Genomic DNA, 26021 nt, shown 5'->3' with positions numbered 1-26021 from the left:
CCGACCGCTTGAGGAAGACGTGAAACGGGGCGGGAGAGTCTGGAAACGTTCCCGCGGGAACGCCTGAACCCGGATCGTGCTACGATCCGACGCGCGCCTCGGCCTCGATCTCGACGAGGTATCCGGAGCCGATGAGGCCCGCCTGGACCAGCGTGTTGGCCGGGCGGATGGCGCCGAACCGCTGGCCGTGCGCGCGCGCGACGGGTTCCCAGTCCGCCAGGTCGGGGATGAAGATCCGCGTCCGGTACACGTCTTCGAGCGCCCCCCCCAGCGCCTCGATCGCACCCTCGATCTTGTCGATGACGAAGTGCGTCTGGGCGGCGGGGTCGTCGCCGCCGATGAGGCGGTCCCCGTGCGTGGCCGTCGTCCCGGAAACCGCGATGTGCTCGCCGATGCGCACCGCGCGGCTGAACCCCGCGGCCTCCTCCCACACCGTGCCGGAATCCGCCCGCATGCGCCCGCCGACACCGGCCCGCACCGGGTACGGCGACGGCGACTCTCCGAGGTGGTGACTGAGGTCGCCCGCCGCGGTCAGATAGGGCGGCCGGCGGTACTCGTCGCCGCAGTCGCCGGGGATAGGTTCGAGCGCGCCGCTGGCCGCCGCGAGTCGTCCCCGGTCCTCGGCGTCGAGTCGTAGCGAGGCGAGGCGGCGGTTGTCGGCGATGTGTTCGCTCCGCCCCAGCCGGGCCCCGATGATGACGCCCGCCACGGCGGGACGGTCGAGGACGGCGCGCGCCGCGACGTTCGCCATCGACACCCCGTGCTTCTCCGCCACCGATCGGATCGCGGCCAGGAGCGCCTGCAGCCGGTCCCAGCCGCCCGCCGCCTCGACGAAGCGCCTGTACTTCATCTCGGACCACGTCTTCAGGCCCTCCAGACCCGGGTCCTCGGCCCCCAGCCAGCGTTCGGTCAGGAGCCCGCCTGCCAGCGTCCCATAGGCGAGGAGGTGGACGCCGTGCTTCCGACACACCTCCGTCATGGCGCCCGCCGCCCGCCCGTCGAGGAGGGAGAAGGAGACCTGGTTCGAGACGACCTCGATCCCCGTGTTCAGCACCATGTCCAGATGGACGGCGTCGAAGTTGGTGAGCCCGAGGTGCCGGATCAGCCCCTCATCCTTCAGTTCCTGGAGGGCGAACAGGCAGACGAGCCAGCTCGGGTCGGGGTAGCGCCAGGCGTGGAACTGGAGGAGGTCGATCGCGTCGGCGCGCAGCCGGTCGAGCGACCGCCCCACGGCCTCGCGCACGGTGGCCCGCGTGTGCGCCCCCGGCTCGGGGGTCCATTTGGTGAGGAGCTGGAGGTCTCCGGGTCGGCGCGTGGCGCAGACCCCGGCGATGTCTTCGGCGGAGCCGTAGTGGTCCGCCATGTCGAAGGTCGTGAACCCGGCCTCTGCGTACGCGTCCATGGCAGCGGACGCGGCGTCGACATCGATCGGACCCTCTCGCTCCAGATCCGCGATCTGCCACATCCCCGTCAGCACCCTCGCGATCTCGAGACCGGGGGCCAGTTCTTGGCGTTCCGCCCTACTCAGGAGGCAACTCGCGGAACAAGTGGTCCACGTCCACCCCCGAGGCCCGCAGCGTCCTCATCTTCCGGACGTAAATGAGCGATCCCAGCACCATGACGCCGATCCAAAGCGGGGTCGAACGGAAGTACCAGGCCGCCACATCGGCGGTGAGGTCCTTCCAGGTGTGCGTCACGAGAAGCGTCCCGAGAAGCGCGATCCCGGTCAGACACACGCACGTTCGCAGGGTCGCGCCGCTCAGGACGCGGAAGTTCGCTGCGATCTCGGGGTTCCGCCGCGGCAGCGCGAGCACGGAAATGCACATGAGGATGAAGTTGACGAGCATCGACGTGACCATGATGTCGACGCCCAGGAAAAAGTCCCCCGCAAAGTGCGAGCCGAGGATCGCGATGGAAGCGAGTCCGGCGGAGAGGAGGATCGCGGCATGCGGCGTGCGCGATTTCGGGTGCACGCGGGCGAGGCCCGACGGGAAGATCCCGTCCTCGGCCCAAGCGAATACGAGGCGCGAGACGGAGAGCAGCATGGCCGGCAGGTCGTTGATGAGGGCGATCGCGGCCCCGGCCACGATGGCCACTGTCCAGCCCGCGGGAAGCACGTAGCCGAGGAGCCCCGGCGCGGTCAGATCCTGATCCTGTGCGCGCGTCCACACGAACTCCCACGGAACGGTGTGATAGACCGCCGCCGTGAAGAGCAGGTAGTACGAGCCCACGATCAGCACCGCGAGGACGATGGCGAGGGGGAGCGCGCGGTGCGGGTTCCGCGCCTCTCCGCCCGCCTGCGCGATCGCGTCGAAGCCGACGAAGCTGGCGAAGAGAAGGCCGGTGGCGGCGAGAAAGCCGACCGGGCCGAGCGGCGGAGGTGTGGCGACCGGCACGCCGGCGCCCTCTCGCGCGAGGAGCGCCGCCGCGAAGTCGTCCTGATTGAACGAGAATCCCGCCACGATGACGATCGCGCCGAGGGCGAACATGACGATCATGAGCGGCACGACGGTGCGTTCATAGGCCTTCAGGCCGCGCAGGTTCACCCACACGAACGCCCAAAGGAGAGCGAGCGACAGCCCCACCCGGACCGCCCCGGTCTCGAGGGCGGCGCCGACGCCGTCCATGCCCAGGGCGCCCGCGATGTCCCGCAGGAAGGGGATGACGAGATAGGCGACGACCCCGATCACGATCGAGAGGCCGAACCACTGCGAGAAGCTCGCCACGAAGCCCCAGTAGGGACCGAGCGCCCGGCTCGCGTACACATAGCTGCCGCCGGCCCGCGGCATCGCCGAGGCGAGGACCGCGTAGGCGAGCGCCGCGAGGACCGCCGGGAGGGCGCCGAACGCGAACGCCGCGAGCACATGTTCGCCGATCCCGGGCACGTTCCGCTGGATCATGACCGGGACGACGTTGATCCCGGCGCCCAGCATCGAGCAGATGCCCGTGGCCGCGAGCCCCCACATGCCGAGCTGCCGGACGAGGCCCGTCCGCTCCCCGGCGGAGGCCGGCACGCCTCCGTTGCCCGGCGTCAGACTTCCTCCCCCGCGAGGAACATCCACGTCTCGACCGCCGTGTCCGGGTTGAGCGACATGCTCTCGATCCCCTCCTCCACGAGCCAGCGCGCGAGATCGGGATGGTCCGACGGGCCCTGGCCGCAGATGCCGATGTACTTGCCCGCCCGGGTGCAGGCCCGGATCGCCATCGTGAGCGTCGCCTTCACCGCGGCGTCGCGCTCGTCGAAGATGTCGGCGATCAGGCCGGAGTCCCGGTCGAGGCCGAGGGTGAGCTGGGTCATGTCGTTCGACCCGATCGACATCCCGTCGAAGTGTTCGAGGAACTCGTCCGCCAGCAGGGAGTTGGAGGGAAGCTCGCACATCATGATGAGCTGCAGCCCATCCACGCCGCGGGCGAGGCCGTTCTCCGCCAGGAGGTCGACGACCGCCCGGGCCTCCGCCACGGTGCGGACGAAGGGGACCATCACCCACACGTTGTCGAGTCCGATCCGGCCCCGCACCCGGCGCAGCGCCCGGCACTCCAGCTCGAAGGCGGGCCGGAAGCTCTCCGACACGTAGCGGGAGGCGCCGCGGAAGCCGAGCATCGGATTCTCCTCGTACGGCTCGTACCGCCGGCCGCCGATGAGGTCCGCGTATTCGTTCGACTTGAAGTCCGAGAGGCGCACGATGACCGGCTCCGGGGCGAACGCCGCGGCGATGGTCGCGATCCCCTCGGTGAGTTTCTCGACGTAGAACTCCACCGGATCCGCGTAGCCCGCATGCTGGACGCGGATCTCCTCCTGAAGCTCCGGAGGCAGTTCGTCGAACTCGAGCAGCGCCTGCGGGTGGACGCCGATCATGCGGTTGATGATGAACTCGAGCCGGGCGAGGCCCACCCCGTGGTTCGGGATCGAGGCGAAGTCGAACGCGCGGTCGGGATTCCCCACGTTGAGCATGATCTTGACCGGGATCTCGGGCATCGCCCCGATTTCGATCTCGCCCTCCTCGTAGTCGAGCATCCCCTCGTAGACGTAGCCCGCATCGCCCTCGGCGCACGACACCGTCACGTCGCCGGCGTCGGCGAGCGCGGTCGTCGCGTCGCCACAGCCCACCACGGCCGGAATGCCCAGTTCCCGCGCGATGATCGCCGCGTGACAGGTGCGGCCGCCGCGGTTCGTGACGATCGCCGCGGACTGTTTCATGATCGGTTCCCAGTCGGGGTCGGTCATGTCGGTGATGAGGACATCGCCGCGCCGGAAGCGCCCGATCTCGGAGGCGGACTCGATGACGCGGGCCGGACCGCCCCCGATCCGGGCGCCGATGCTGCGGCCCTCGGCGAGCACGCGCCCCTGCTCCCTGAGCGTGAAGCGCGTGATGACGCCGCCGACGCGGCTCTGCACGGTCTCCGGGCGCGCCTGCAGGATGCGCAGCCCGCCGTCGACCCCGTCGCGGGCCCACTCGATGTCCATCGGCCGGCCGTAGTGCTCCTCGATGAGGAGCGCCTGCCGGGCCAGTTCGTGCATCTCGTCGTCCGTGAGGGAGAAGCGACGCTGATCCTCCTCCGGCACCTCGACGGTCTCGACCGCCGGAGCCGTCCCGCCGGACGCGGAGCCCGAGGCCGTTCCGACCCCCGCGTAGACGAGCTTGATCGCCTTGCTTCCCAGGTTGCGGCGGATGATCGCGTGGCGGCCGGCCCGCAGCGCGGGCTTGTAGACGTAGAATTCGTCGGGGTTCACGCTCCCCTGCACGACCGTCTCGCCGAGCCCGTACGCGCTGGTGATGAACACGACGTCCCGGAACCCGGACTCGGTGTCGAGCGTGAACATCACGCCGCTCGCGCCCAGGTCCGCGCGCACCATGCGCTGCACCCCGACGGAGAGAGCGACGTCGCGGTGGGCGAACCCCTGGTGGACGCGGTAGGCGATCGCGCGGTCGCTGAACAGCGAGCCGTAGACCTCGTGCACCGCCCGCAGGACCGCGTCCACGCCCCGGACGTTGAGCAGGGTATCCTGCTGCCCGGCGAACGACGCCTCCGGGAGATCCTCGGCGGTGGCGGAGGAGCGCACCGCCACGGACGCGTCGGCGCCGGCCCCGCCGCCGAGTTCGCGGTACGCCCCCTCGATCCGGGCGGCGAGTCCCGGCGGGAGCGGCGTGTCGGCGATCCAGGCCCGGATCTCGCGGCCCGCGGAGGCGAGGGCTGCGAGATCCTCGACATCCAGCGCGTCGAGCGTCTCGTGAATGCGGTCGCCGAGTTCACCCGACAGGAAATCCCGGTACGCCTGCGCGGTGATCGCGAAGCCCCCGGGCACGTCCACTCCCGCGGCGGAGAGGTGGGAGATCATCTCGCCGAGCGAGGCGTTCTTTCCCCCGACCGATTCGAGATCGGACAGCCCGATGGACTCAAAGGGTGCGATGTACCCGGACACGGCGACTCCCAACCCCGGCCTCCCGACGACCCTGGACGGTTGTCTCAGGTGGATCGAAGCCGGAGAATCAGCGTACGATGACCCAGCGAACGGTTTTCTTCGTCTCCGACCATTCCGGCGTCACGGCCGAGACGCTCGGCCAAAGCCTGATCGCCCAGTTCGACGCTCTCGACTTCACGAAAATCACCGTACCATTCGTGTCCACCGTCGACAAGGCGAAACGGGTCGCGAGGAAGATCAACGCCGCCGCGCGGGCGCAGGGGTCGCCTCCGATCGTCTTCAGCACGCTGGTGAAGGAAGACGTTCGAGATACGGTGCGCGCCATCGTCGGGCGCACCGACGCGCTCTTTCTGGATTTCTTCGACTCCTTCCTCGGCCCGCTCGAACAGGAACTCGGCCGCACGTCCCAGCACGCGATGGGCCTCTCGCACGGGATTCAGAACTACCGGGAATACGACCGCCGCATCGAGGCGATGAACTTCGCGCTCGCGCACGACGACGGTTCGAGCCCGGACGGATACGAGGAGGCCGATGTCGTCCTCGTGGGCGTCTCGAGGTCGGGCAAGACCCCGACCTGTCTGTATCTGGCGCTGCAGTACGGCGTGTTCGCCGCCAACTATCCCCTCACGGGCAGCGATCTGGAGGGGCGGCGGGTCCCGCCTGCCCTCTCCCGGTATCGCGACAAGTTCTACGGCCTCACCATCGAACCCCGGCGCCTGGGGGAGTTGCGCAGCGCGCGCGGGATCGGCCGCCGCTACGCTTCGCCCCGCCAGGTGAGCTTCGAAGTCCGTCAGGCTCAGGCCCTGTTCGACAGACTCGACATTCCGTTCGTCGATGCGACGCGTTGTTCGATCGAGGAACTGGCGAGCCGGATCCTCGACGCGACGCGGCTCGAGCGACGCACCACCTCGTGATTCACCCCCCGACCGGAGGTTGCACCATGCGTTCGTCCATCACCCGCCTGCTGGCGCTGCCCTTCCTCGTCCTCGGCGCGACACCGGCGACGGCCGCCGCGCTTCCCCAGGAAGCCGACGCGGCCGCCGATTGGGACGTGACCGCGCCGCGTGGCGAGACCCGCGAGATCGATTTCACGACGGACGAGGGGACGTGGATTTCCATCGACCTCGAGCCGGGCGGCGAGTGGCTCGTGTTCGACCTTCTGGGCCACATCTACCGACTCCCCGTCACGGGGGGGGAGGCGACGGTTCTTACGCAGAACAGCGGCGTGGCCGTCAACTATCACCCGCGCCTCTCGCCCGATGGGTCGACGATCGCCTTCATCTCGGACCGCGGCGGGCAGAGCAACCTGTGGCTGATGGACGCGGACGGGTCGAACCCGCGCCCCGTGTTCGAGGATCAGGGGCTGCGGGCCTGGGAACCCGCGTGGAGTCCGGACGGGCGCTTCATCGCCGTGCGGCGGGCTTCGACGGGCCGGGGGGGCGGGGGCGCCGGACCGGGCCTGTGGATGTACTCGCGCGACGGCGGCGAAGGGGTGCAGCTCGTGGGCTCGGACTATTCGGGCGCCGCGTGGCCCGCGTTCTCCCGCGATGGGGCGTCGCTCTACTTCCAGATTCGCACGGCTCCCCCCGGGACGTGGTCGGGACGCACCGACGTGATGCAGGGGCACAAGCAGATCCGGCGCCTCGACCTCGAGACGGGTCGGGTCGACGAGATCACCTCGGGCATCATGGTGCAGCAGGGACAGACCTCGAGCGGCGGGGCGATCGCGCCGGAGCCGTCCCCGGACGGGCGCTGGCTCGCCTTCGCGCGCCGGATTCCGGACGGCACGATCTCGCATCAGGGGCTCCGCTTCGGGCCCCGCACGGCGCTGTGGCTCCGCGATCTCGAGACGGGGGACGAGCGCGTGCTCATGGACCCGATCGAGGTGGACATGGCGGAGGGGATGAAGGTGTCCCGCGACCTGCCGGGGTACAGCTGGTCCGAGGACTCGCAGTCGATCGTCATCTCCGCCGGTGGCAAGATCCGGCGCGTGGACCTCGACGGCGCCGTGACGACGATCCCCTTCACCGCCCGCGTGCAGCGCACGATCTCCGAGATGGCGGGGCGGCCGCAGATGGCGCTGGGCGAGACGTTCAAGGTGAAGTTTCCGCGCTGGACCGCCTCGTCGCCGGACGGGAGCCGGCTCGCCTTCCAGGCGGTGGGGCGGGTGTGGGTCATGGACCTGCCCGAGGGGACGCCGCGGCGGCTGACCCCGGAGTCGTTCGCGCCGTTCGAGATGGCGCCGTCCTGGTCGCCGGACGGCCGTTCGATCGCGTTCACGAGCTGGGCCGACGTCGAGCAGGGGCACGTGTGGCGCATCCCCGCGGATGGAGGCGAGCCGCAGCGGCTCACGACCCGCGCGGGGGAATACGTCCATACCGTGTGGAGTCCCGACGGGGGCGACATCGTCGTCACCCGGGGGTCGGGGGCGACGAGCCACGGGCGGACGGTGGCCAGCAACCAGTTCTACGAGTTCGTGCGGGTGCCGGCCGGGGGCGGCGAGGCGACGCTGATCACGAAGGTCGCCCGGCCCTATGGCGGGGGACGCCCGCTCATGCCTCGTCGGCCCATCTCGCAGGCGTCGTTCGGCCCGGACGGGCGGCTCTTCTATCCGGAAGCGGTCGGTCCGGCGGACGACGAGCCGGCGGGGACCGAGATCGCCTCCATCCGCCTCGACGGCAGTGACCGGCGGGTGCACTTCACGCTGCCGGACGCGGACGAGGCGGCCGTCTCGCCGGACGGCGCGTGGCTCGCCTTCCAGGAGGGGGACAACGTCTACAGGATGCCCTTCCCGTACAGCGGGACCGGGTCGAACACCGTCCGCATCGATAAACGGAACGGGCAGCTTCCGGTCACGCAGGTCAGCCTCGAGGGCGGCATCCACCCGCGCTGGCGCGACGCGAACACGCTCGAGTTCGTGAGCGGCCCCCGCTTCTACACGCACCGCGTCGACACCGGCGCGACGGACGAGACGGCGATCGACCTCGAACTCCCGCGCCACATCGCCCGCGGGAGCGTCGCCTTCACGGGCGCCCGGATCATCACGGTCGAGGATGATCAGGTCATCGAGGGCGGCGACATCGTCGTCCGTGACGGACGGCTGGCCTGCATCGGAGAGTGCGCGACGGAGGGCGTGGACCACGTGATCGACGCGGCCGGCACGACGATCATGCCCGGTCTCATCGACATGCACGCGCACCACCATCGCGACCACGAGGGCGTCATCCCCCAGCGCAACTGGGAGTCGGCGATCTACATGGCGTACGGGATCACGACGACGCTCGACAACTCGCAGTGGTCGTCGAACGTCTTCCCCACCGCCGAACTCGTCGAGGCGGGCGCCATGATCGGCCCGCGGACCTACAGCACCGGGGATCCGGTCTACTCGGGCGACGGGGCGCGCCAGAACGAGATCACGAGCTACGAGGTCGCCGACCAGAACGTCGCGCGTCTCATGTCGTGGGGCGCCGTATCGATCAAGGAGTACATGCAGCCGCGCCGCGACCAGCGGCAGTGGGTCACGGAGGCGGCCCGGCTGCGAGGCATGCGCGTGACCGCCGAGGGCGGCGACGTCGAGTACAACATGGGGATGATCATGGACGGCCACACCGGGTGGGAGCACCCGATGAGCTACATGCCCCTGTACCGCGACGTGGCGAAGTTCTTCGGCCAGGCCGACGCCGTGTACTCCCCCACCTTCATGGTCGGGGGTTCGGGCGCGTGGAACGAGGAGTACTTCTTCCAGACGTACGAAGTATGGAAGGATGAGAAGATGCGACGCTGGCTCCCGTGGCGGATGCTCATCCCCTCGACCCGGCGCCGCATGCTGCGGCCGGAGACGGACTACAGCTTCCCGCTCCTCGCGCGCGGCCTCGGCGACATCATCGAGGAAGGCGGCTGGGGCGCGATCGGGTCACACGGCCAGTTGCACGGCCTCGGGTCACACTACGAGGTGTGGATGGCCGCGGCGGGCACCGACGAGATGACGGGGATCGAGATCGGCACGATCCACGGCGCCCACTTCCTGGGCCTCGAACACGAGACGGGATCGCTCGCCGAGGGCAAGCTGGCGGACTTCATCGTCCTCAACTCGAACCCGCTGGACGACATCCGGAACACGACCGACCTCCGCCTCGTGGTGAAGGACGGGATCGTCTACGACGCGGACACGCTGGACGAGGTGTGGCCGAATCCGAAACCGTTCGGCGACCACTACTGGGTGGACGAAGACGCCCTCAGGAGTGACGACCGCTCCACCGACTACTGGAACCGCAACCGATGATCTCGGTCGTCGATTGCGAGACGACGGGCTTCGGCCGGTATGACCGGCTGGTGGAGATCGCGGTCGTCCAGATGGACACGGAAGCGGGTAACGTCGTGGACGAGTTCGACACCCTCCTCAACCCGGAGCGACGTGGGCCCAACCGACATCCATCGCGTCACGCCGACCATGGTCGAGGCCGCGCCGACCTTTGGGGAGATCGCCGCCACCCTTGCGCGCCGGCTGCACGGCACCGTCCTCGTCGCGCACAATCTCTCCTTCGACGCAAGGATGCTGGACCAGGAGTTCAACCGGCTCGGAACGACGTTCTCCACCGGGACGGGACATTGCACGTTGAGGATGATGTCCGAGAAGCTGGGCTTGGCGTGCCGCCGCCATGGGATTCCGCTCTCGCAGGCGCACCGTGCGCTGGCCGACGCCCGGGCCACGGCCGAGCTGCTGCGGACGCTTCATCCGGAGGACGGATGCGGCCGCCCGGGGGGCACCGTCCCGTGCCGCATCGGCTATATCGACGGCGCGCCCAACCCCAGGACGCTGCGCAGGCCACCCGCAGGGGAGGAGGACAGCGGCATGGTGCGTATGGTGTCGCAGGCCAGATACCCGTACTGCGACGAGGCCATCGTCGCCTATCTGGACGCGCTCGATTGGGTGTTGGACGACCACGAGATCACACCGGCGGAGCGCGAGGAGATGGCCCGGCTGGCGGAGGACCTGGGACTGTCCGCAGCTCACGTCGAGGCGGAACATCTTCTCATGAAGCGGGTCGCGGCCGCGCTGAACATTGAGCATGCGGACATCCCTTCTCCCACCGAGCTGCCGCGCTTCACCGGGCTGCCATTGGGCGCGCGCGTCTGTTTCAGCGGTTCGGGGGCGTACCGGGGCCGCCCACTCACCAGGGACTACCCGCAGAGGTGCGCCGCGCGAGCCGGATTGCAGCCGGTTGCGAGCGTCACGAAGAAGGGGTGCGATCTCCTGGTCGTTTTCGACCTCGCGACGGGATCCGGGAAGGCGCGGAAGGCGCGCAGCTACGGCATCCCTCTGATGCGGGTCGGCAGCTTCATGCGCCAAGCCTCCGCCCCGGAGTAGCGGTTGGTGGCCAGGGTCGGTCGGGTTCGCGACCGCCCCCGCCGGCCGCTTCCCCGATGGCGCGGCGGATGGCGCGGGCGGTGATGTCGGCGCGGTAGTCCACGAGCCTCCGTCCGTTTTCGATCATGCGCTCGACCGGTGAGAGGTCGACGCCGTTGATCGAGAAGAGTCCGGCGTCCATCCGCTGATCCGCGCGGATCGTGTTCGGATCCACCGTCGCCATGATCGATGAATAGTGGTAGTCGTCGTGGTACTCGTTGCGGGTGGCCACGCACTCGTCGGGCTGCTGGAAGATCCCCAGTTCTTCCTTCAGAAAGTCGCAGCTGTAAATGTCTTCGGTATAATATTCGGGGATGAAGTGGACGCGGGCCGGGCGGTCGGCCCAGGCGCGGTTGAGGGCGGCGGCCACGTTCTCCATCCCGCGTACGTTCCCTCCGCTGTCTCCGATGAGGACGAGGTTCTCGAACCCGTGCGCGGCGAGACTACCCAGCACATCCGTGAGCATGGCCTCGAACGTCTCCTGCCGGACGCTGATCGTCGCGTGGTAGCGCATGTGTCCGCTCGGGGGGTCGATACTCCCCTCCGGGACGAGCTTGATGATGGGGGCGACGAGCGCGTCGCCGAGTTCGCGCGCGATCGCCTCGGCTGTGGCCTGGAGCACGAAGTTGTGCTTGCCGCTCGCCAGGTAGGGCCCGTTCTGTTCCACGCCGCCCGTGCCGACGATCGCGGTCGTCATCCCCTCCGCAAGCGCGTCCCGCACCTCCATCCACGTCATCTCCTCGATCCACACCGTGTCGAACGCGTCGATCGGACGAGGGGCGTCGAGGTCCTGGGCGTGGATGGGTGGTCCGCTAACGGCGGCGAGGGCGAAGAGCGCGGAGGCGGTCGCGCGGCGGTCGCGGGCGGCTTGGCTGAACACGGCGGTCTCCCAGGGTCGAGGCTGCGGCGGACGGCGGACGCTCCGTACTATACGGCGAGGTTGAAGGTACGCGTCAGAGTCCCGGACATCCCCTGACATCGGAGGACCCCATGAAGCCGGCCCCACGCGTCTCGTTGACCATCGTCGCGCTGGCGGCCGCCCTCGCCGGCTGCCAGTCCCCCTCCGCGGACGCAGCCCCGTTCGATGTGGTCGAGGCGACGATTCCGGAGATGCGGGCGGCGATGGAGAGCGGGCGGCTCACGTCGCGGCAGCTCGTCATGGAGCACCTGGCGCGGATCGCCCGCTACGAGTGGCAGCTGAACGCGGCCGTGTCGATCAACCCGAACGCGCTCGAGGAGGCGGAGGCGCTCGACGCCGAACGCGCGGCGGGGAACGTGCGCGGGCCGCTGCACGGGATTCCGGTCGCCCTCAAGGACAACATCCACACGACGCACATCCCGACGACGGGGGGCTCGCTCGCCTTCGAGGGCTATTATCCGCCGTACGAGGCCACGCTCACGGCGAACCTGCGCGAGGCGGGCGCGATCATCATCGCCAAGGCGGGGCTCACCGAGTTCGCGAACTTCATGGCCGGGCCGCCGAACCAGATGCCGGGCAACTACAACGCGCTCACCGGCTACGGCCTCAACCCGTACGACCCGCGCCGCGACCCGCGGGAGGGCCGCGACGACGGGCGCCCCGCCCTGTCGACGGGCGGCTCGAGTTCGGGGATCGGGACGGCCACGAGCTTCTGGGCGGCGAACGTCGGCACGGACACCGGCGGGTCGATCATCAGCCCCTCGAACGCGAACATGCTGGTGGGGATCCGGCCGACGATGGCGCGGGTCAGCCGCTGGGGCGTGGCCCCCGTCACCCTCGACCACGACATGGCGGGGCCGATGGCCCGAACGGTGACGGACGCGGCGATCATGCTCGGGGCCATGGAGGGGGCTGAACCGGACCCCAACGATGCGGCCACCGGGCGGTGCGAGGCGCCACCGGGGCGCGACTACACGCCGTTCCTGAACGCCGACGGGCTGGAGGGGGCGCGGATCGGGATCCCGCGGGCCTTCTACCACGAGCCGGTGGACGTCGGGGGGCGGTCGATCGGCGGACTCGGCGAGGAGGCGGCCGCGCTCATGGCGGAGGCGGTCGCGGTGCTCGAGGCGGAGGGCGCCGTCGTCGTGGATCCGGCCGAGATCCCGAGCTTCGTCGACCCGGATCCCGACGGGAACTTCAACACATGGTCGCTGTGCATCGGCGGACACCAGGCGAAGGGCGCGGACGAGGGGTGCTCCGTGAACTTCAAGTACGGGATGAAGCGGGACTTCGACGCATGGCTCGCCTCTCTCGGGCCGTCGGCGCCCGTGACGACGCTCACCGAACTTCGCGAATGGAACCGCGCGCACCGCGATGCGGGGTCGATGAAATACGAGCAGTCGCGCTACGACATCTCCGACGAGATGGACGTGGAGGCGGACCGGGCGCGGAACGCGGTGGACATGGCGAAGGACTCGCTCCTCAGCCAGGCGCGAGGGATCGACGCGGTGCTGGCCGAATACGATCTGGACGCGATCTTCACGCCGGGGAGCCGCGGGGCGGGGCTCGCCGCCCGGGCGCGGTATCCGCACATCGTGGTGCCGTTCGGTTTCGTGGCCAACGCGCCCACGCGGCCCTTCCCCGATGGCTTCAACGCCCGGCCCGCGCCGTTCGGGGTCGGGTTCACGGGGTCGGCGTGCAGCGAGCCGCGGCTCATCGAACTCGCCTACGCGTTCGAGCAGGCCACCCTGCGGCGCGTGGCCCCGGAAGGGTTCCGGTGAGCCGCGGGCGGGCTGGAGCGCCCCGGTCCCGCGAGAGTACGGGCTGATGCCCTACACAATCGAGGACCTCGTGGCGCTGTTCGACCTCGAGCCGATCGAGGAGAACATCTACCGGGGACAGAACCGCGACATCGGGTCCGGGCGTCTGTTCGGGGGGCAGGTGCTCGCGCAGGCGCTCGTCGCGGCGCGGCGGACGATCGACGCGCCGGACCGCGAGGCGCACTCGCTGCACGGCTACTTCATCCTCGCCGGCGATCTCGACATCCCCGTGGTCTACTTCGTCGACCGGCTGCGGGACGGGCGCAGTTTCCTGACGCGGCGGGTGACGGCGATCCAGCACGGGCGCGCGATCTTCAACATGTCCGCCTCGTTTCACAAGCAGGAACACGGCATCTCGCATCAGGCCACGATGCCCGACGTGCCGCCGCCGGAAGAGCTGGAGTCCCAGCTCGACGTCATCCGTCGGCACGCGGACCGGATTCCGAAGGGGCGACGAGACCTTCTGACGCAGGACCGCCCGATCGACCGGCGACCAGTCGTGCCCATGGATCCCTTCGAGCCGGTGCCTACAGACCCTATGAAGTGCGCCTGGATTCGCGCCGTGGGCGACCTCGGGGACGATCCGCTCGAACATCAGGCCGTGCTCGCCTACGCTTCGGACTACGGGCTGCTGCGGGCGGCGCTTCTGCCGCACGGCCGCACCTTCTACGATCGTGACCTGATGGGGGCCTCGCTCGACCACGCGATCTGGTTCCACCGCCCGTTTCGGATTGATGAATGGCTGCTGTACGAGACCGTGAGTCCGATCGCGAGCGGCGCGCGGGCGTTCACCCGGGGGACGTTCTTCACCCGGGACGGTCAGCTGGTGGCTTCCGTCGCGCAGGAGGGCGTGATCCGAACCGGCGGCCGGCCGGGCTCGCGCGGCCGGCCCAGACCGACAGAAGACGAGAAACAGGGAGATGGTGGATGACGCGATTCCAGGGGACGTTCGCGGAGGTCGGGATCGGTGCGGCCGTCGCCCTCACGGTGCTGGTCGCGGTCGTTGGCGCTTGCGGTCCCGGCCCGGAGGCGGACGCCGGGGTCGAGCCCGTGAACGACCTGCCCAACCCCTACGAGCGCATCGAACCGTGGGCCGAACTGCCCCCGGGCGCGACGCAGTGGGGCCAGGTCACGGGGGTGGAGCAGGGTCCCGACGGCAACCTCTACGTCATGCACCGCTGCTTCGAGAACAGCTGCGCGGACCGTCCCGAGGACCCGATCGTGAAGTACGACATGTCGGGCCGGGCGCTCGCCTCGTGGGGCGCGGGCCTGTTGAACTACCCCCACGGCTTCCACGTGGACTACGAGGGGAACGTCTGGGCGACGGACGCGCGGGGGAACGGGGAACTCGGCCACCAGGTGTTCAAGTTCAGCGCGGATGGGGAACTCCTGCTGACGCTCGGACAGGCCGGCGAGGCGGGCAAGGGCCCGGATGTCTTCAACCAGCCGACGGATGTCCTCGTCCTCCCCGGGGGAGACTTCCTCGTCACCGAGGGCCACGGGGAGGGCAACGACCGCGTGGTCCGCTTCAGCCCCGAGGGCGAGTTCATCGACGCGTGGGGCGGCCCCGGCTCGGGCCCCGGCCAGTTCCGGACGCCGCACGCCATCGCCCGGGACTCTCAGGGACGGATCTTCATCGGGGATCGGGCGAACAACCGGATCCAGATCTTCCAGGAGGACGGGACGTTCCTCGAGGAGTGGCGGCAGTTCAGCCGCCCGAGCGGGATCTTCATCGACGAGGACGACACGATCTACGTCGCCGACTCCGAGAGCTGGGGCCCCGACAACCCCGGCTGGAAGAAGGGGATCCGCATCGGGAGCGCGCGCGACGGCTCCATCTCGTACTTCATCGAGGACATCGAGTCGATGACCGAGGAGCACAGCGGCGCCGAGGCCGTGGGCGTGGACTCGGAGGGGAACGTCTACGGCGGCGTCGTGCGCCGCCGCATGCTCGAGAAGCACGTCCCCGTGAGGTGAGTCGAGGCTGGCGGCGCGTAGCGAAACCCCGCACCGCCACGGGCTGCTATTTGGTCCAGATCACGACGGCGCCGCAGCGCGCGTCGTAGCCCCCGAACTCGGGCGGCAGCTCGGCCGCACCCTGGTACACCTCGATGCCGGCGATCTCCACCGGCAGCACGAGCGAGTCGAGATCCCGGACCGAGATCGGAGAACCGTCCAGATACGCCCTGAGTTCGCAGCCGCCGGAGGTGAAGCCCGCCGCGGCCCTCGAACTCTCGACCCAGCAGCCACGCCGGCCCGAGCCGGGGCACCGGAGTCGGATCCCGGGCGCGTCGGCGAGCATGTGGGTGATCCGGAGGGGGCGCCGGCGGTCGATGTCCTCCAGCGTGAAGAACGTGCCGCCGCTGAGCAGTTCGCCGAAGTACTTGCGCTCGTAGAACCCCTCGATCTCGAGGCGTCGCGGCCTGACGGCGGTGACCACGAGCGGCTCCATCTCCGTGGGTGCGGGCACGACGCCGATCTCAAGTTCCGTGGTGAGGCCGCGGGTCACCGTCACGGGGTATCGGAGGGGGGCGTAGCCGATCCGCCGCACCTCGATCTGGTGATTTCCGGCGGGCACGCCGGCGAGCGCGAACCGGCCCTGACGGTCGCTCTGGACCTCCTGCGCCCGTCCGGCGATGGAGAGGGCGGCCGTGGCCACCGGCCGGTCGGTCGCCACGTCGAGAACGCGGCCGACGATCCTTCCCGGCTCCGCTTCCCCGAACAGGACGCGGAGGTGGACCTGTTGCGCCGTGCCGGGTTCGAAGGTCACGACCGCTTCTTCACTCGAGTCGTCGCCGAACTCCGCCCACACCGTGGCGGCCTGCGCGTCTTCGGGGATGCAGAGAGAGAAGCTCCCGTCGGCTCCGGCCGGCTGGCGTATCGGCCGGAGCACCACATCGCTCCATTGGAGCATCACCGTTGCGCCTGGTAGCTGCAGCAGGCCCGACTCCTCCGTGACGAGGATGTGAAGCGACGCCCGGCCGTCGCAGTCCGCCTGTTCCTGACCCGCGACGGGGCGGGCAACGGCCATCAGTACCAGCGAAGCGAGGGCCACGCCCCGCGCCGCGAATCGCAGACGAACTGCTTTGCGGGAAATCACCTGATCCATGACCATCCGCGCTCCGGAATCGGGAAACCTGTTTCGTCGCGATGACGACGCGGCGGTCCTTCGGCTCCATTACGCCGGGTGTCGCCAGCAAGTTCCGCCGCGTCCCTTTCGCTGCCTGGAGCCGTGGCGGGACGACCAGGGGCGAATACGGCTTACGGCAAGGACGACCTATGGCGCGCCCGGGTCACGCGATGGCGTCGTCGATCGCGGCGGCGTGCCGTTCGAGGAACGCTTCGAACTCCGAGACGAACGCGTCGCAGTCCTCGTCGTCGTGCGCGAGAGAGACCGTGGTGAAGCCGCGGCGCGCGACCCAGAACCCGGCGAGCAGCATCTCGAGGTGGAAGAGGTCGAGGGCGGCCTGCGGTGTGGCGGCCGTATCGGCGCGGCAGCGGACCGGCTCGCGCTGGAAGTGGACGGTCATGATCGAACCGCGGCCCGTCACCTGGGCCGGGGCGTCCAGCCGTGCCGCGACGCCGTTGAGGGCGGCTCGAAGGGCATCTCCGCGCTGGGTCAGCCGGCGGACGACCGCGGGTGTGAAAACGTCGCGCAGCCCGACGAGTCCCGCGGCCATGGTGACCGCGTTGTTGTTGTGCGTCCCGTGGTGGCTGAAGTGATCCGGGCGGCGCGGGTCGAACCGGTCCATGAGATCCGCGCGCCCCCCGAACGCTCCGAAAGAGGCCCCGCCGCCGAGGTACTTGCCGAACGTAGTGAGGTCGGCGTGGATGCCGAGCGCCTCCTGAAGTCCACCCGGAGCCAGCCCCGAGGTCTGCACCTCATCGAAGATCAGCAGCGCACCGCTGCGTTCCGTCGCGTCCCGGAGCGCGCTCAGGAACACGCGGGTCCCCGGGATGCAGCCACCGCCGGCCAGCATGGGCTCGACGAGGACGCACGCGAGTTCGTCGGCGTGCGCATGGATCAGCGACCGCGCCGACTCCGCGTCGTTGTACTCCCCCACGATCCACTGGAACGGAAGGTTGAGACGCCGATCCGGCCCCATGAAGCTCAGCGGACCGCCGTGGTACCCGCCCTCGAACACGAGAACCTTGTCCCGGCCCCTGACCGCGCGTGCGAGGCTGACGGCCATGAGGTTCGATTCCGTCCCCGAGTTCGTGAACCGCACGCGGTCGACGGACGGGAAGCGCCCGCAGATGAGTTCCGCGAACTCCTGCTGGTTCGGGGTCGGGCCGCCGAGCGTGAGGCCGTTCTTCGCCGCCTCCGCGATGGCGGCCTGGATGGCGGGATTCGAGTGCCCGTAGAGGCCCGCCGTATAGTCGTTCAGGAAGTCCAGGTACGCGTGCCCGTCGAGGTCGAACAGCCGGGCGCCCCCTCCCCCCGCACGATCGTGGCGGGAAAAGGTGCGAAGTGGTTGACGGTGCGGGTGTCCGCCCCCGGAAGGAACTCCGTCGAGCGCTCGAAGCTGGCCTGGCTCAGGGGATTCGCGGCCGTGTACCGCGCGGCCGCGTCCGAGGCGAGTTCCTGCAGCGTCCGGGTCTGGGCCGGGCGTGTGGCCATGAGTTCCGTCTCGCGTTCGGGTCATGCAGCCCTTCCGGGAGCCCGCCCCCCGCGTCGCCACCGTTGTCCCGCGGAGATTCGCACGGCGGGGGGCAGGTTTCAAGGGGATGGCGGCGGGAGACGGAAGCGCTCGCTCGCACCGGTACGCGCCTCGTATAGTGGGGCGCCCGCACGCCCGCACGCCCTCAGAGGAGACGAACGCCGCGTGGAGAGACGGAGAATCGCCAACACAGACCTGGAAGTGTCCCGCGCATGCATGGGGACGATGACGTTCGGCTCCCAGACGGATGTCGACAGCGCTCGCGCGATGGTCGACCTGTGCCTCGAGCGCGGCGTGGACTTCTTCGACACCGCGAACGTCTACAACGGCGGTCGGTCGGAGGAGGTGCTCGGAGAAGTCCTCGGAGACCGGCGACGGGACATCGTCCTCGCGAGCAAGGTCCGGAACCCGATGGGAGATCCCGTCGAATACACCGGACTGTCGCGCGACGCCATCCGGCGCGGGATCGAGGCCTCGCTGCGACGGCTGAAGACCGACTATCTGGACATCTATTATCTGCACCTTCCCGACTATGACGTGCCCATGGATGAAAGTCTCGCCGCGCTCGAGGAACTGCGGGTAGAGGGACTGATCCGCTATCCCGCGACCTCGAACTACAGCGCGTGGCAGATGTGCGAGATGTTCGCGATCTGCGAGCGGGAGGACTGGGCGAAGCCGTGGATCGCGCAGCCGATGTACAACCTCGCGGCGCGCGGGATCGAGCAGGAATACCTCCCCTTCACGAAGCGCTACGGGATCTCGAACGTCGTCTACAATCCGCTCGCGGGAGGACTTCTCACCGGCAAGCAGAGCCCCGAGGCACCGCTACCCGGCACGCGGTTCGACGGTAACCGGATGTACCTGGACCGCTTCTGGCACGACGAGTACTTCCACGCCGTGACCGAGGTCGAGGGGATCGCGGGCGACGCGGGCCTCACTCCGGTACAACTGGCGCTGGGCTGGCTGCGCGCGCGGGACGGGGCGGACTGCATCATCCTCGGCGCCTCCCGAATCGAGCACCTCGAGGAGAACCTCGCCGCGTTCGAGGCTCCACCGCTCAGCGCAGAGGTGCTCGCGGGCTGTGAGGCGGTCTGGGCGCGGCTTCGCGGGCCGACGCCCAGCTACAACCGCTAGAACCGGCGGCGATCGCCGCTGTTCGAACCCGGGATCACGCGCACGATCCGTCCGTCCGGGTCGACGATGACGACGGGACCTCTCCAGATGTCGTCACCGTACGGAATCAGCCGGCCTGGATCGATGTCCCTCGCGGCGTCGGCGTCGGGAATCCGGTAAGGGTCGGCCACCGTCGTATCGACCGAGTAGCCGAGGTCCGCCAGCGACTGGATGGTAATCGCACTCAACGGACTGGAACCCCCTATCCTTACGCTGGGGGTCATGAGTTCCGTCCTCAGGACCGTTTCTCGCCAATGCGCGTTGCGCGATCCCGGGCCGCCCATGTTCTCCACCGGCACCTTGGCGCCTCGATATCCCGTGCCGCCCGCCTCGTCGAACGCTTCGATGGCCAGCGGGCCCGTGAAGTGAGTATCCGGGGCCTCCGTCTCCGAGGCCGGGTCGCGGAGCAGCCCCAGACGACTCCAGATCGTGCCGATCCCCAGCACGTGCCCCATTTCGTGAAGGACCACGTCGTCCAGGGTGCCGCGTCGCTCGAGCAATTCGAGGTCGGCCACGTCGAACTCCATGAGGCCATAGAAGGGCAACAGGGTCCCACTCCGCGCCCAGCACCAGCCGGCTTGTGCCAGGGTCCCACCCGGACCATCGATCTCGGCAACCGCCGCTATGATCATGAGGTCGTCGATCGTCTCCACATATCGCTCGAATCTCGGATCGTCATCGCAATCCAGGGTTCGGTTGACCCGCGCGTCGGGGAGTTCCGTCGGAGCCAGGACTGTCATCCAGCGCTCGGCCGCCCGCACGAAGGCCGCCCTCTGGGCCCGGGTCATGGAGGTGGCGAACACGAGTTCGATCTGGAATCGCTGTTCGGAGACGCTGACGCCGAACGAGGACGAGACGCTCAGGCCTCCCGGATCGCGTGCCGTCACCGTGACGGTCGCAACGCGGCGCGCGCGCGCCGCGACCACAACGGAACTGCCGGTCACGGAGACCTCGACGACCTCGGTGTTCGATGAAGCCGCATCGTAGGAAAGTTCGTCTCCATCCGGGTCGCTGAAGTACGGAGACAGGTCCACCGTCGCCGTCCCGCCGATGGGGACCGCCTGCGCGGGGATCGCGCCCACCGCCTCGGGCGCCCGGCTCGGCACCGTCACCTCGAAGCGCTGCTGCGCGGCCAGACCCCGCGGGTCGCGCGCCGTCACGGTGACGGTCGCCATGCCCCCCGCGAGCGCGCTGACCACGACCGAACTGCCGGACACCTCGGCCCGGGCAACCCCGGCGTTCGATGAGGACGCGGTGTAGGAAAGGGCGTCCCCGTCCGGTTCGCGGAAATACGGAGACACATCCACCGTCGCCGTCTCGCCCGCGGACACAGCCTGCGCGGGAATCTCGCCTACCGCCTCGGGCGCCCGGTTCGCGACGGTCACCTGGAAGCGCTGCTGCGCGGCCAGACCCCGTGGATCGCGCGCCGTTACCGTAACGGTCGCCACGCCCCTCGCGAGCGAGGTGACCACAACGGAATCGCCCGACACCTCGGCGACGACGACCCCGGCGTTCGATGATGCCGCCGTGTACGAGAGTTCGTCCCCGTCCGGGTCGCTGAAGTACGGAGACATGTCCACCGCCGCCGTCTCCCCGGCGGACACGGTCCGAGCGGGGATCTCGCCCACCGCTTCCGGCGCCCGGTTCGGCACCGCCACCTGAACCGTCTGCTGCGCCGCACCGCCAGCAGGATCGCTTGCGTTCACCGTGACGGTCGCAACGCCCGAGGCTATGGCTCGAATCGTTACCGTCGCCGCCGCGACCGTGGCCGTCGCGACCTCGGCATTCGACGACATCGCCGTGTACGTGAGCGGGTCCCCGTCCGGGTCGCGGAAGTAGAGGGACGCGTCCACGGATGCCGCCTGGCCCGCGAACACTGTCTGGGCGGGGATCGCGTCCACCGCCTCGGGCACCCGGTTCGGCACCGTCAGCTGGAAACGCTGCTGCGCGGCCAGCCCCCGTGGATCGTGCGCCGTCACGGTGACGGTCACGACGCCTCTCGCGAGCGCGGTGATCACGACGGAACTGCCCGACACCGAGGCCTCGGCGACCCCGGCGTTCGATGACGCCGCCGTGTAGGAAAGGGTGTCGCCGTCAGGGTCGCTGAAATAGGAAGAGACGTCCACCGTGCCCGTTTCCCCGACCGACAGCGTCCGCTCGGGGATCGCTCCCACCGCCTCGGGCGCACGGTTCGGCACCGTCACCTGAACCGTCTGCCGCGCCGCGCCGCCATCCGGATCGCTCGCGCTCACCGTAACGACCGCAACGCCCGAGGCTACGGCTCGAATCGTTATCATCGCCGCCGCGACCGTGGCCGTCGCCACCTCGGGATTCGACGAGGTCGCCGTGTAGGTGAGCGGGTCGCCGTCCGGGTCGCGGAAGTAGATGGACGCGTCCACCGATGCCGTCCGGCCCGCGAACACGGTCTGGGCGGGGATCGCGTCCACCGCCTCGGGCGCCTGGTTCGGCACCGTAAGCTGGAAGCGCTGCTGCGCGCCCAGCCCCCGTGGATCGTGCGCCGTCACGGTGACGGTCACGACGCCTCTCGCGAGCGCGCTGACCACCACGGAACTGCCTGACACCGAAACTCCGGCGACTCCGGCGTTCGAAGAAGCCGCCGTGTAGGAGAGGGTGTCGCCGTCCGGGTCGCTGAAGTAGGACGACAGGTCCACCGTCGCCGTTTCCCCGACGGACAGCGTCCGCTCGGGGATCGTCCCCACCGCCTGCGGCTCCCGGTTCGGCACGATCACCTGAACCGTCTGCTGAGCCGCGCCCCCCTCCGGATCGCTCGCGCTCACCGTGATGGTCGCAACGCCCGAGGTCACGGCCCGGATCGTGATCGTCGCCGCGGCGACCGTGGTCGTCGCCACCTCGGGATTCGACGAAGTCGCCGTGTAGGTGAGCGGGTCGCCGTCCGGGTCACGGAAGTAGGCGGACGCGTCCACGGATGCCGTCTGGCCCGCGAACACGGTCCGGGCGGGGATCGCGTCCACCGCCTCCGGCGCCCGGTTCGGCACCGTCACCTGGAAGCGCTGCTGCGCGACCAGACCCTGGGGGTCGCGGGCCGTCACCGTGACGGTCGCCGCGCCCCTGGCGAACGCGGTGACCACCACGGAACTGCCCGACACCGAAACTCCGGCGACCCCGGCGTTGGATGAAGCCGCCGTGTAGGAGAGGGCGTCGCCATCCGGGTCGCTGAAGTAGGACGACAGCTCCACCGTTGCCGCTTCCCCGACGGACGGCGTCTGCTCGGGGATCGTCCCTACCGCCTGCGGCGCCCGGTTTCGCACGGGAGTCGGACCCGTGACGTCCGGGTCCGCGTCTCCGCAGGCGGCGGCCCACACGACGGCGACCGCCATCAGGCCCCGTGCTCGTCTCCGCGAGGAGAACCGCACGCCTCGCAGAGGGGACGCGCTCCCGCCGTGGCGTGGACGGGAGCGCTCCATTCCCGGTTAGCGGCCCTTCTTGAGTGAGATGGCTTCGGTCGGGATATCCAGCGGCGCCGGATCCAGGTCTTTCGTACGACGCAGAGAGCCGATTCCCGGCGCCTCCGGCCTATCCGCCATCCGTCCGCCGATCTCGGTACCGGCCAAATCCACCCAATCGAAGAGCGAGGTCTCGTCGCTACCCACCCCGAGCCAAACTTCCTCCACGCGGCCGACGAAGTCGCTCACCGGAACGCCATCGATGGTTCCGGAGGTTGCCAGTCTGAACAACTCCGTGTCTCCCACGACAAGGACGAATTCTCCGTTCTGGCTCGAGAAAGTAATGTCCATGAATTCCCCCGCCTCTTCGGCGATGGCATCCGAGTTGCCGTGAAACCGGCCGATCGTGAAGTAGTCCCGGGATGGCTCCTCACGGAAACCCAGCTTCCAGTTGTCGCCATCGCTGAAGGCCCCAGTCGCCAACCTGAAGCGGGAGAATCGGTCGTGGCCGGTTACCCAATACACCAACCCGAGTTCGTCGGCCGCGGTCCGGGCCATTCTCGTGCCGAGCGCCCACTCCGTCACCGGGGTTTCGAGCACGCGATCTGCAGTTCCAATGAGTCTGTCGTCCGTGCCGGTCAAGTGTAGAACCCCGTCGACCACCTCCGCGGCGGTGCTGTAGAGTGTCCAATCGTCCAGGCTGGCATCCGAGTCGAAGTCATCCCGGAATCCGGTGCGGGCTTCGACCATCACGTCCGCGCTCTGGGTCGCGGTCAGGCCATCGGGATCGGCCGCCGTCACCGTCACCGTCGCGGATCCTTCCGCCACCGCCGTGACCGTCACGCTGCTTCCTTCGACGCCGACGGCGACCACGGCCGCGTCGCTCGACTCCGCCGTGTACGTCAGTTCGTCCCCGTCCGGGTCGCTGAAGAACGAAGACACATCCACCACCACTTCGTCGCCCTCGGTCATCGCCCGCGCCGGAATCGCCCCCACCGCCTCGGGCGCCTGGTTGGCCGCCTCCACGGTCACCTCCGCGCTCTGCGCCGCGGTCAGGCCCTCCGGGTCGGCGGCCGTCACCGTCACCGTCGCCGTCCCCACCGACACCGCCGTCACCGTCAGGCTGCTGCCCTCGACGCTCGCGGCAACCACGGCCGCGTCGCTCGACTCCGCCGTGTAGGTCAGTTCGTCCCCGTCCGGATCGCTGAAGAATGGGGACACATCCACGACCACTTCGTCGCCCTCCGTCATCGCCCGCGCCGGAATCGCCCCCACCGCCTCGGGCGCCTGGTTGGGCGCCTCCACGGTCACCTCCGCGCTCTGCGCCGCGGTCAGGCCCTCCGGGTCCGCCGCCGTCACCGTCACCGTCGCCGTACCCACCGCCACCGCCGTTACCGTCAGGCTGCTGCCCTCCATGCCGGCGGTGACCGCGTCCGCGTCGCTCGACTCCGCCGTGTACGTCAGTTCCTCTCCTTCCGGGTCGCTGAAGAAGGAGGACACGTCCAGGGTCACGGCGTCGCCCTCGGTCATCGTCTGCGCGGGAATCGACCCCAGCGCCTCAGGCGCCTGGTTGGCCTGCCCGACGGCCACTGCCGCGCTCTGCGTCGCGGTCAGGCCCTCCGGGTCCGCCGCCGTAACCGTCACCGTCGCCGTACCCACCGCCACCGCCGTAACCGTCAGGCTGCTGCCCGACAGGCTGACGGCGACCACGGCCGCGTCGCTCGACTCCGCCGTGTACGTCAGTTCGTCCCCGTCCGGATCGCTGAAGAAGGAGGACACATCGACGGTCACTTCGTCGCCCTCGGTCAGCGACTGCGAGGGAATCGTCCCCACCGCCTCGGGCGCCTGGTTCGCCGCCTCGACCGTTACCTCGGCGCTCTGCGTCGCCATCAGGCCGCCCGGGTCGGCGGCCGTCACCGTCACCGTCGCCGTCCCCGCCACCACCGCCGTCACCGTCAGGCTGCTCCCCGACACGCTGACCGCAACCACGGCCGCGTCGCTCGACTCCGCCGTGTACGTCAGTTCGTCCCCGTCCGGGTCGCTGAAGAACGGAGTCACATCCACGGTCATTTCATCGCCGGCCGTCATCGCCTGCGGAGGAATCGCCCCCACGGCCTCAGGCGCCTGGTTCGCCGCCTCGACCGTCACCTCCGCGCTCTGCGTCGCCGTCAGGCCGTCCGGGTCGGCCGCCGTCACCGTCACCGTCGCCGTCCCCGCCGCCACCGCCGTCACCGTCAGGCTGCTCCCCGACACGCTGACCGCAACCACGGCCGCGTCGCTCGACTCCGCCGTGTACGTCAGCTCGTCCCCGTCCGGATCGCTGAAGAAGGAGGTCACATCCACGGTCACTTCGTCGCCGGCCGTCATCGCCTGCGGAGGAATCGCCCCCACGGCCTCCGGCGCCTGATTCGCCGCCTCGACCGTCACCTCCACGCTCTGCATAGCCGTCAGGCCGTCCGGGTCGGCCGCCGTCACCGTCACCGTCGCCGTCCCCGCCGCCACCGCCGTTGCCGTCAGGCTGCTCCCGGACATGCTCGCGGTCAGCACGTCCGCGTCGCTCGACTCGACCGTGTACGTCAGTTCGTCCCCGTCCGGATCGCTGAAGAAGGAAGACACGTCCACCGTCACCGTCTGGCCGGCCGTCATCGTCCGCGGAGGAATCGCCCCCACGGCCTCAGGCGCCTGGTTGGCCGCCTCCACCGTCACTCCCGCGGTCTGCGTCGCGGTGAGGCCGTCGGGGTCGGTCGCCGTCACCGTCACCGTCGCCGTCCCCGCCGCCACCGCCGTCACCGTCAGGTTGCTCCCCGACAGCGAGACAGACACCACGCCGTCGTCCGACGAGGTGGCGGTGTACGTCAGGGTCCCCCCATCCGGATCGCTGAAGAAGGGGGTCACATCCACCGTGACGGCCTGTCCCGCTGTGAGGACCTGCGCCGGGATCGAGCCGACCGCCACCGGTGCCACCGGTGGCGGTGGTGGCGGCGGGGGTGGCGGGTCCGTTGTCCCGTCTCCTCCGCACGAGGAAATCCCCGCGAGAGCCGCCAAGAACAACGACGCGCCGAGTACTCTCGGCTGTGGCCGAAAACGCCGTGCGGTTACGATCCCCTTGCTGCCCATGTATGCATCCCCCTCGAGTCATTAGCGCTCCGGTCCCCGGACGGGACCGGAATTCGTCAAGGTAGGGTCGCGTCGCG

15 protein-coding genes and 1 pseudogene are annotated in these 26021 nt (G+C 69.6%); 8 read left to right on the top strand and 8 right to left on the bottom strand.

Annotated features, from left to right (window positions below; genetic code table 11):
• Nucleotides 1–79: 79 nt before the first annotated feature.
• The 3 genes from ACPXY0_RS01940 to ppsA are packed head-to-tail and all read right to left on the bottom strand — an operon-like array spanning nucleotide 80 to nucleotide 5422.
• Nucleotides 80–1477 carry an aldo/keto reductase gene (locus ACPXY0_RS01940; protein ID WP_423927957.1) on the bottom strand — a complete coding sequence of 466 codons (1398 nt, stop codon included), beginning with the start codon at nucleotides 1475–1477 and terminating at the stop codon, nucleotides 80–82.
• A 43-nt stretch (nucleotides 1478–1520) separates the two neighbouring features.
• A complete protein-coding gene (locus tag ACPXY0_RS01935) occupies nucleotides 1521–3014 on the bottom strand; it encodes an APC family permease (RefSeq protein WP_423927955.1) in 1494 nt (497 codons plus the stop codon).
• A 17-nt stretch (nucleotides 3015–3031) separates the two neighbouring features.
• Nucleotides 3032–5422 (bottom strand): phosphoenolpyruvate synthase, encoded by a 2391-nt coding sequence (gene ppsA / locus ACPXY0_RS01930; protein WP_423927953.1) that lies wholly within the window; start codon nucleotides 5420–5422, stop codon nucleotides 3032–3034.
• Nucleotides 5423–5499: 77 nt separating this feature from the next.
• On the opposite strand from ppsA, the gene ppsR reads away from it, so the two are divergent.
• The 4 genes and pseudogenes from ppsR to ACPXY0_RS01910 all read left to right on the top strand — a co-directional run bounded on the left by ppsR (nucleotide 5500) and on the right by ACPXY0_RS01910 (nucleotide 10790).
• Nucleotides 5500–6336: a posphoenolpyruvate synthetase regulatory kinase/phosphorylase PpsR gene (gene ppsR / locus ACPXY0_RS01925; protein ID WP_423927951.1), complete on the top strand. Its 837-nt coding sequence runs from the start codon at nucleotides 5500–5502 to the stop codon at nucleotides 6334–6336.
• Between the two features lie 26 nt (nucleotides 6337–6362).
• On the top strand, nucleotides 6363–9704 hold the full coding sequence (locus ACPXY0_RS01920) for an amidohydrolase family protein (RefSeq protein ID WP_423927949.1): 3342 nt from the start codon (nucleotides 6363–6365) through the stop codon (nucleotides 9702–9704).
• Nucleotides 9701–9778 (top strand): annotated as a pseudogene (locus ACPXY0_RS01915) (hypothetical protein); the annotation flags it as partial. The gene ACPXY0_RS01920 and the pseudogene ACPXY0_RS01915, both read left to right, overlap by 4 nt.
• A gap of 58 nt (nucleotides 9779–9836) precedes the next feature.
• Nucleotides 9837–10790, top strand: a complete 954-nt coding sequence (locus ACPXY0_RS01910; RefSeq protein WP_423927947.1) for an exonuclease domain-containing protein — start codon at nucleotides 9837–9839, stop codon at nucleotides 10788–10790.
• Here ACPXY0_RS01910 and ACPXY0_RS01905 read toward each other — a convergent pair.
• Nucleotides 10762–11709: a creatininase family protein gene (locus ACPXY0_RS01905; protein ID WP_423927945.1), complete on the bottom strand. Its 948-nt coding sequence runs from the start codon at nucleotides 11707–11709 to the stop codon at nucleotides 10762–10764. The genes ACPXY0_RS01910 and ACPXY0_RS01905 overlap by 29 nt on opposite strands.
• Nucleotides 11710–11819: 110 nt before the next feature.
• Here ACPXY0_RS01905 and ACPXY0_RS01900 point away from each other — a divergent pair, with 110 nt between their 5' ends.
• From ACPXY0_RS01900 to ACPXY0_RS01890, 3 genes are read left to right on the top strand one after another with little or no spacing between them, the layout of a single operon-like run.
• On the top strand, nucleotides 11820–13529 hold the full coding sequence (locus ACPXY0_RS01900) for an amidase family protein (protein ID WP_423927943.1): 1710 nt from the start codon (nucleotides 11820–11822) through the stop codon (nucleotides 13527–13529).
• 46 nt (nucleotides 13530–13575) lie between these two features.
• On the top strand, nucleotides 13576–14499 hold the full coding sequence (gene tesB, locus ACPXY0_RS01895; protein ID WP_423927941.1) for an acyl-CoA thioesterase II: 924 nt from the start codon (nucleotides 13576–13578) through the stop codon (nucleotides 14497–14499).
• Entirely contained in the window at nucleotides 14496–15545 is a 1050-nt protein-coding gene (locus tag ACPXY0_RS01890) for a peptidyl-alpha-hydroxyglycine alpha-amidating lyase family protein (protein WP_423927939.1), read from the top strand. Before tesB ends, ACPXY0_RS01890 begins: the two co-directional genes overlap by 4 nt.
• 46 nt (nucleotides 15546–15591) lie before the next feature.
• Here ACPXY0_RS01890 and ACPXY0_RS01885 read toward each other — a convergent pair whose 3' ends face one another.
• Both ACPXY0_RS01885 and ACPXY0_RS01880 read right to left on the bottom strand, forming a co-directional pair.
• Nucleotides 15592–16677, bottom strand: coding sequence for a carboxypeptidase-like regulatory domain-containing protein (locus tag ACPXY0_RS01885; protein WP_423927937.1), 1086 nt, complete (start codon nucleotides 16675–16677; stop codon nucleotides 15592–15594).
• Between the two features lie 184 nt (nucleotides 16678–16861).
• Nucleotides 16862–18214 (bottom strand): aspartate aminotransferase family protein, encoded by a 1353-nt coding sequence (locus ACPXY0_RS01880; protein ID WP_423927935.1) that lies wholly within the window; start codon nucleotides 18212–18214, stop codon nucleotides 16862–16864.
• 180 nt (nucleotides 18215–18394) lie between these two features.
• Between ACPXY0_RS01880 and ACPXY0_RS01875 the strand changes: the two genes are divergently transcribed.
• Complete coding sequence (locus ACPXY0_RS01875) at nucleotides 18395–19363, top strand: aldo/keto reductase (protein ID WP_423927933.1); 969 nt, start codon at nucleotides 18395–18397, stop codon at nucleotides 19361–19363.
• Here ACPXY0_RS01875 and ACPXY0_RS01870 read toward each other — a convergent pair.
• Nucleotides 19360–22761, bottom strand: coding sequence for an Ig-like domain-containing protein (locus ACPXY0_RS01870; RefSeq protein WP_423927931.1), 3402 nt, complete (start codon nucleotides 22759–22761; stop codon nucleotides 19360–19362). The two genes, ACPXY0_RS01875 and ACPXY0_RS01870, sit on opposite strands and share 4 nt — an antisense overlap.
• A 93-nt stretch (nucleotides 22762–22854) precedes the next feature.
• Nucleotides 22855–25782, bottom strand: a complete 2928-nt coding sequence (locus tag ACPXY0_RS01865; RefSeq protein ID WP_423927929.1) for an Ig-like domain-containing protein — start codon at nucleotides 25780–25782, stop codon at nucleotides 22855–22857.
• Nucleotides 25783–26021 lie beyond the last annotated feature (239 nt).

It is taken from the genome of Candidatus Palauibacter sp., from assembly GCF_965237495.1.
Classification (GTDB): Bacteria; Gemmatimonadota; Gemmatimonadetes; order Palauibacterales; family Palauibacteraceae; genus Palauibacter.
Note: the sequence above shows the minus strand (reverse complement) of the source record. Positions and strands in the feature narration are given on the sequence as shown.

Bases quoted from the DNA above. Each gene is read 5' to 3' on its own strand.
- ppsR (WP_423927951.1), top strand. From the start codon at position 5,500: ATGACCCAGCGAACGGTTTTCTTCGTCTCCGACCATTCCGGCGTCACG.
- ACPXY0_RS01920 (WP_423927949.1), top strand. From the start codon at position 6,363: ATGCGTTCGTCCATCACCCGCCTGCTGGCGCTGCCCTTCCTCGTCCTC.
- ACPXY0_RS01900 (WP_423927943.1), top strand. From the start codon at position 11,820: ATGAAGCCGGCCCCACGCGTCTCGTTGACCATCGTCGCGCTGGCGGCC.
- tesB (WP_423927941.1), top strand. From the start codon at position 13,576: ATGCCCTACACAATCGAGGACCTCGTGGCGCTGTTCGACCTCGAGCCG.
- ACPXY0_RS01890 (WP_423927939.1), top strand. From the start codon at position 14,496: ATGACGCGATTCCAGGGGACGTTCGCGGAGGTCGGGATCGGTGCGGCC.
- ACPXY0_RS01885 (WP_423927937.1), bottom strand. From the start codon at position 16,677: ATGGATCAGGTGATTTCCCGCAAAGCAGTTCGTCTGCGATTCGCGGCG.
- ACPXY0_RS01880 (WP_423927935.1), bottom strand. From the start codon at position 18,214: ATGACCCGAACGCGAGACGGAACTCATGGCCACACGCCCGGCCCAGAC.
- ACPXY0_RS01870 (WP_423927931.1), bottom strand. From the start codon at position 22,761: ATGGCGGTCGCCGTCGTGTGGGCCGCCGCCTGCGGAGACGCGGACCCG.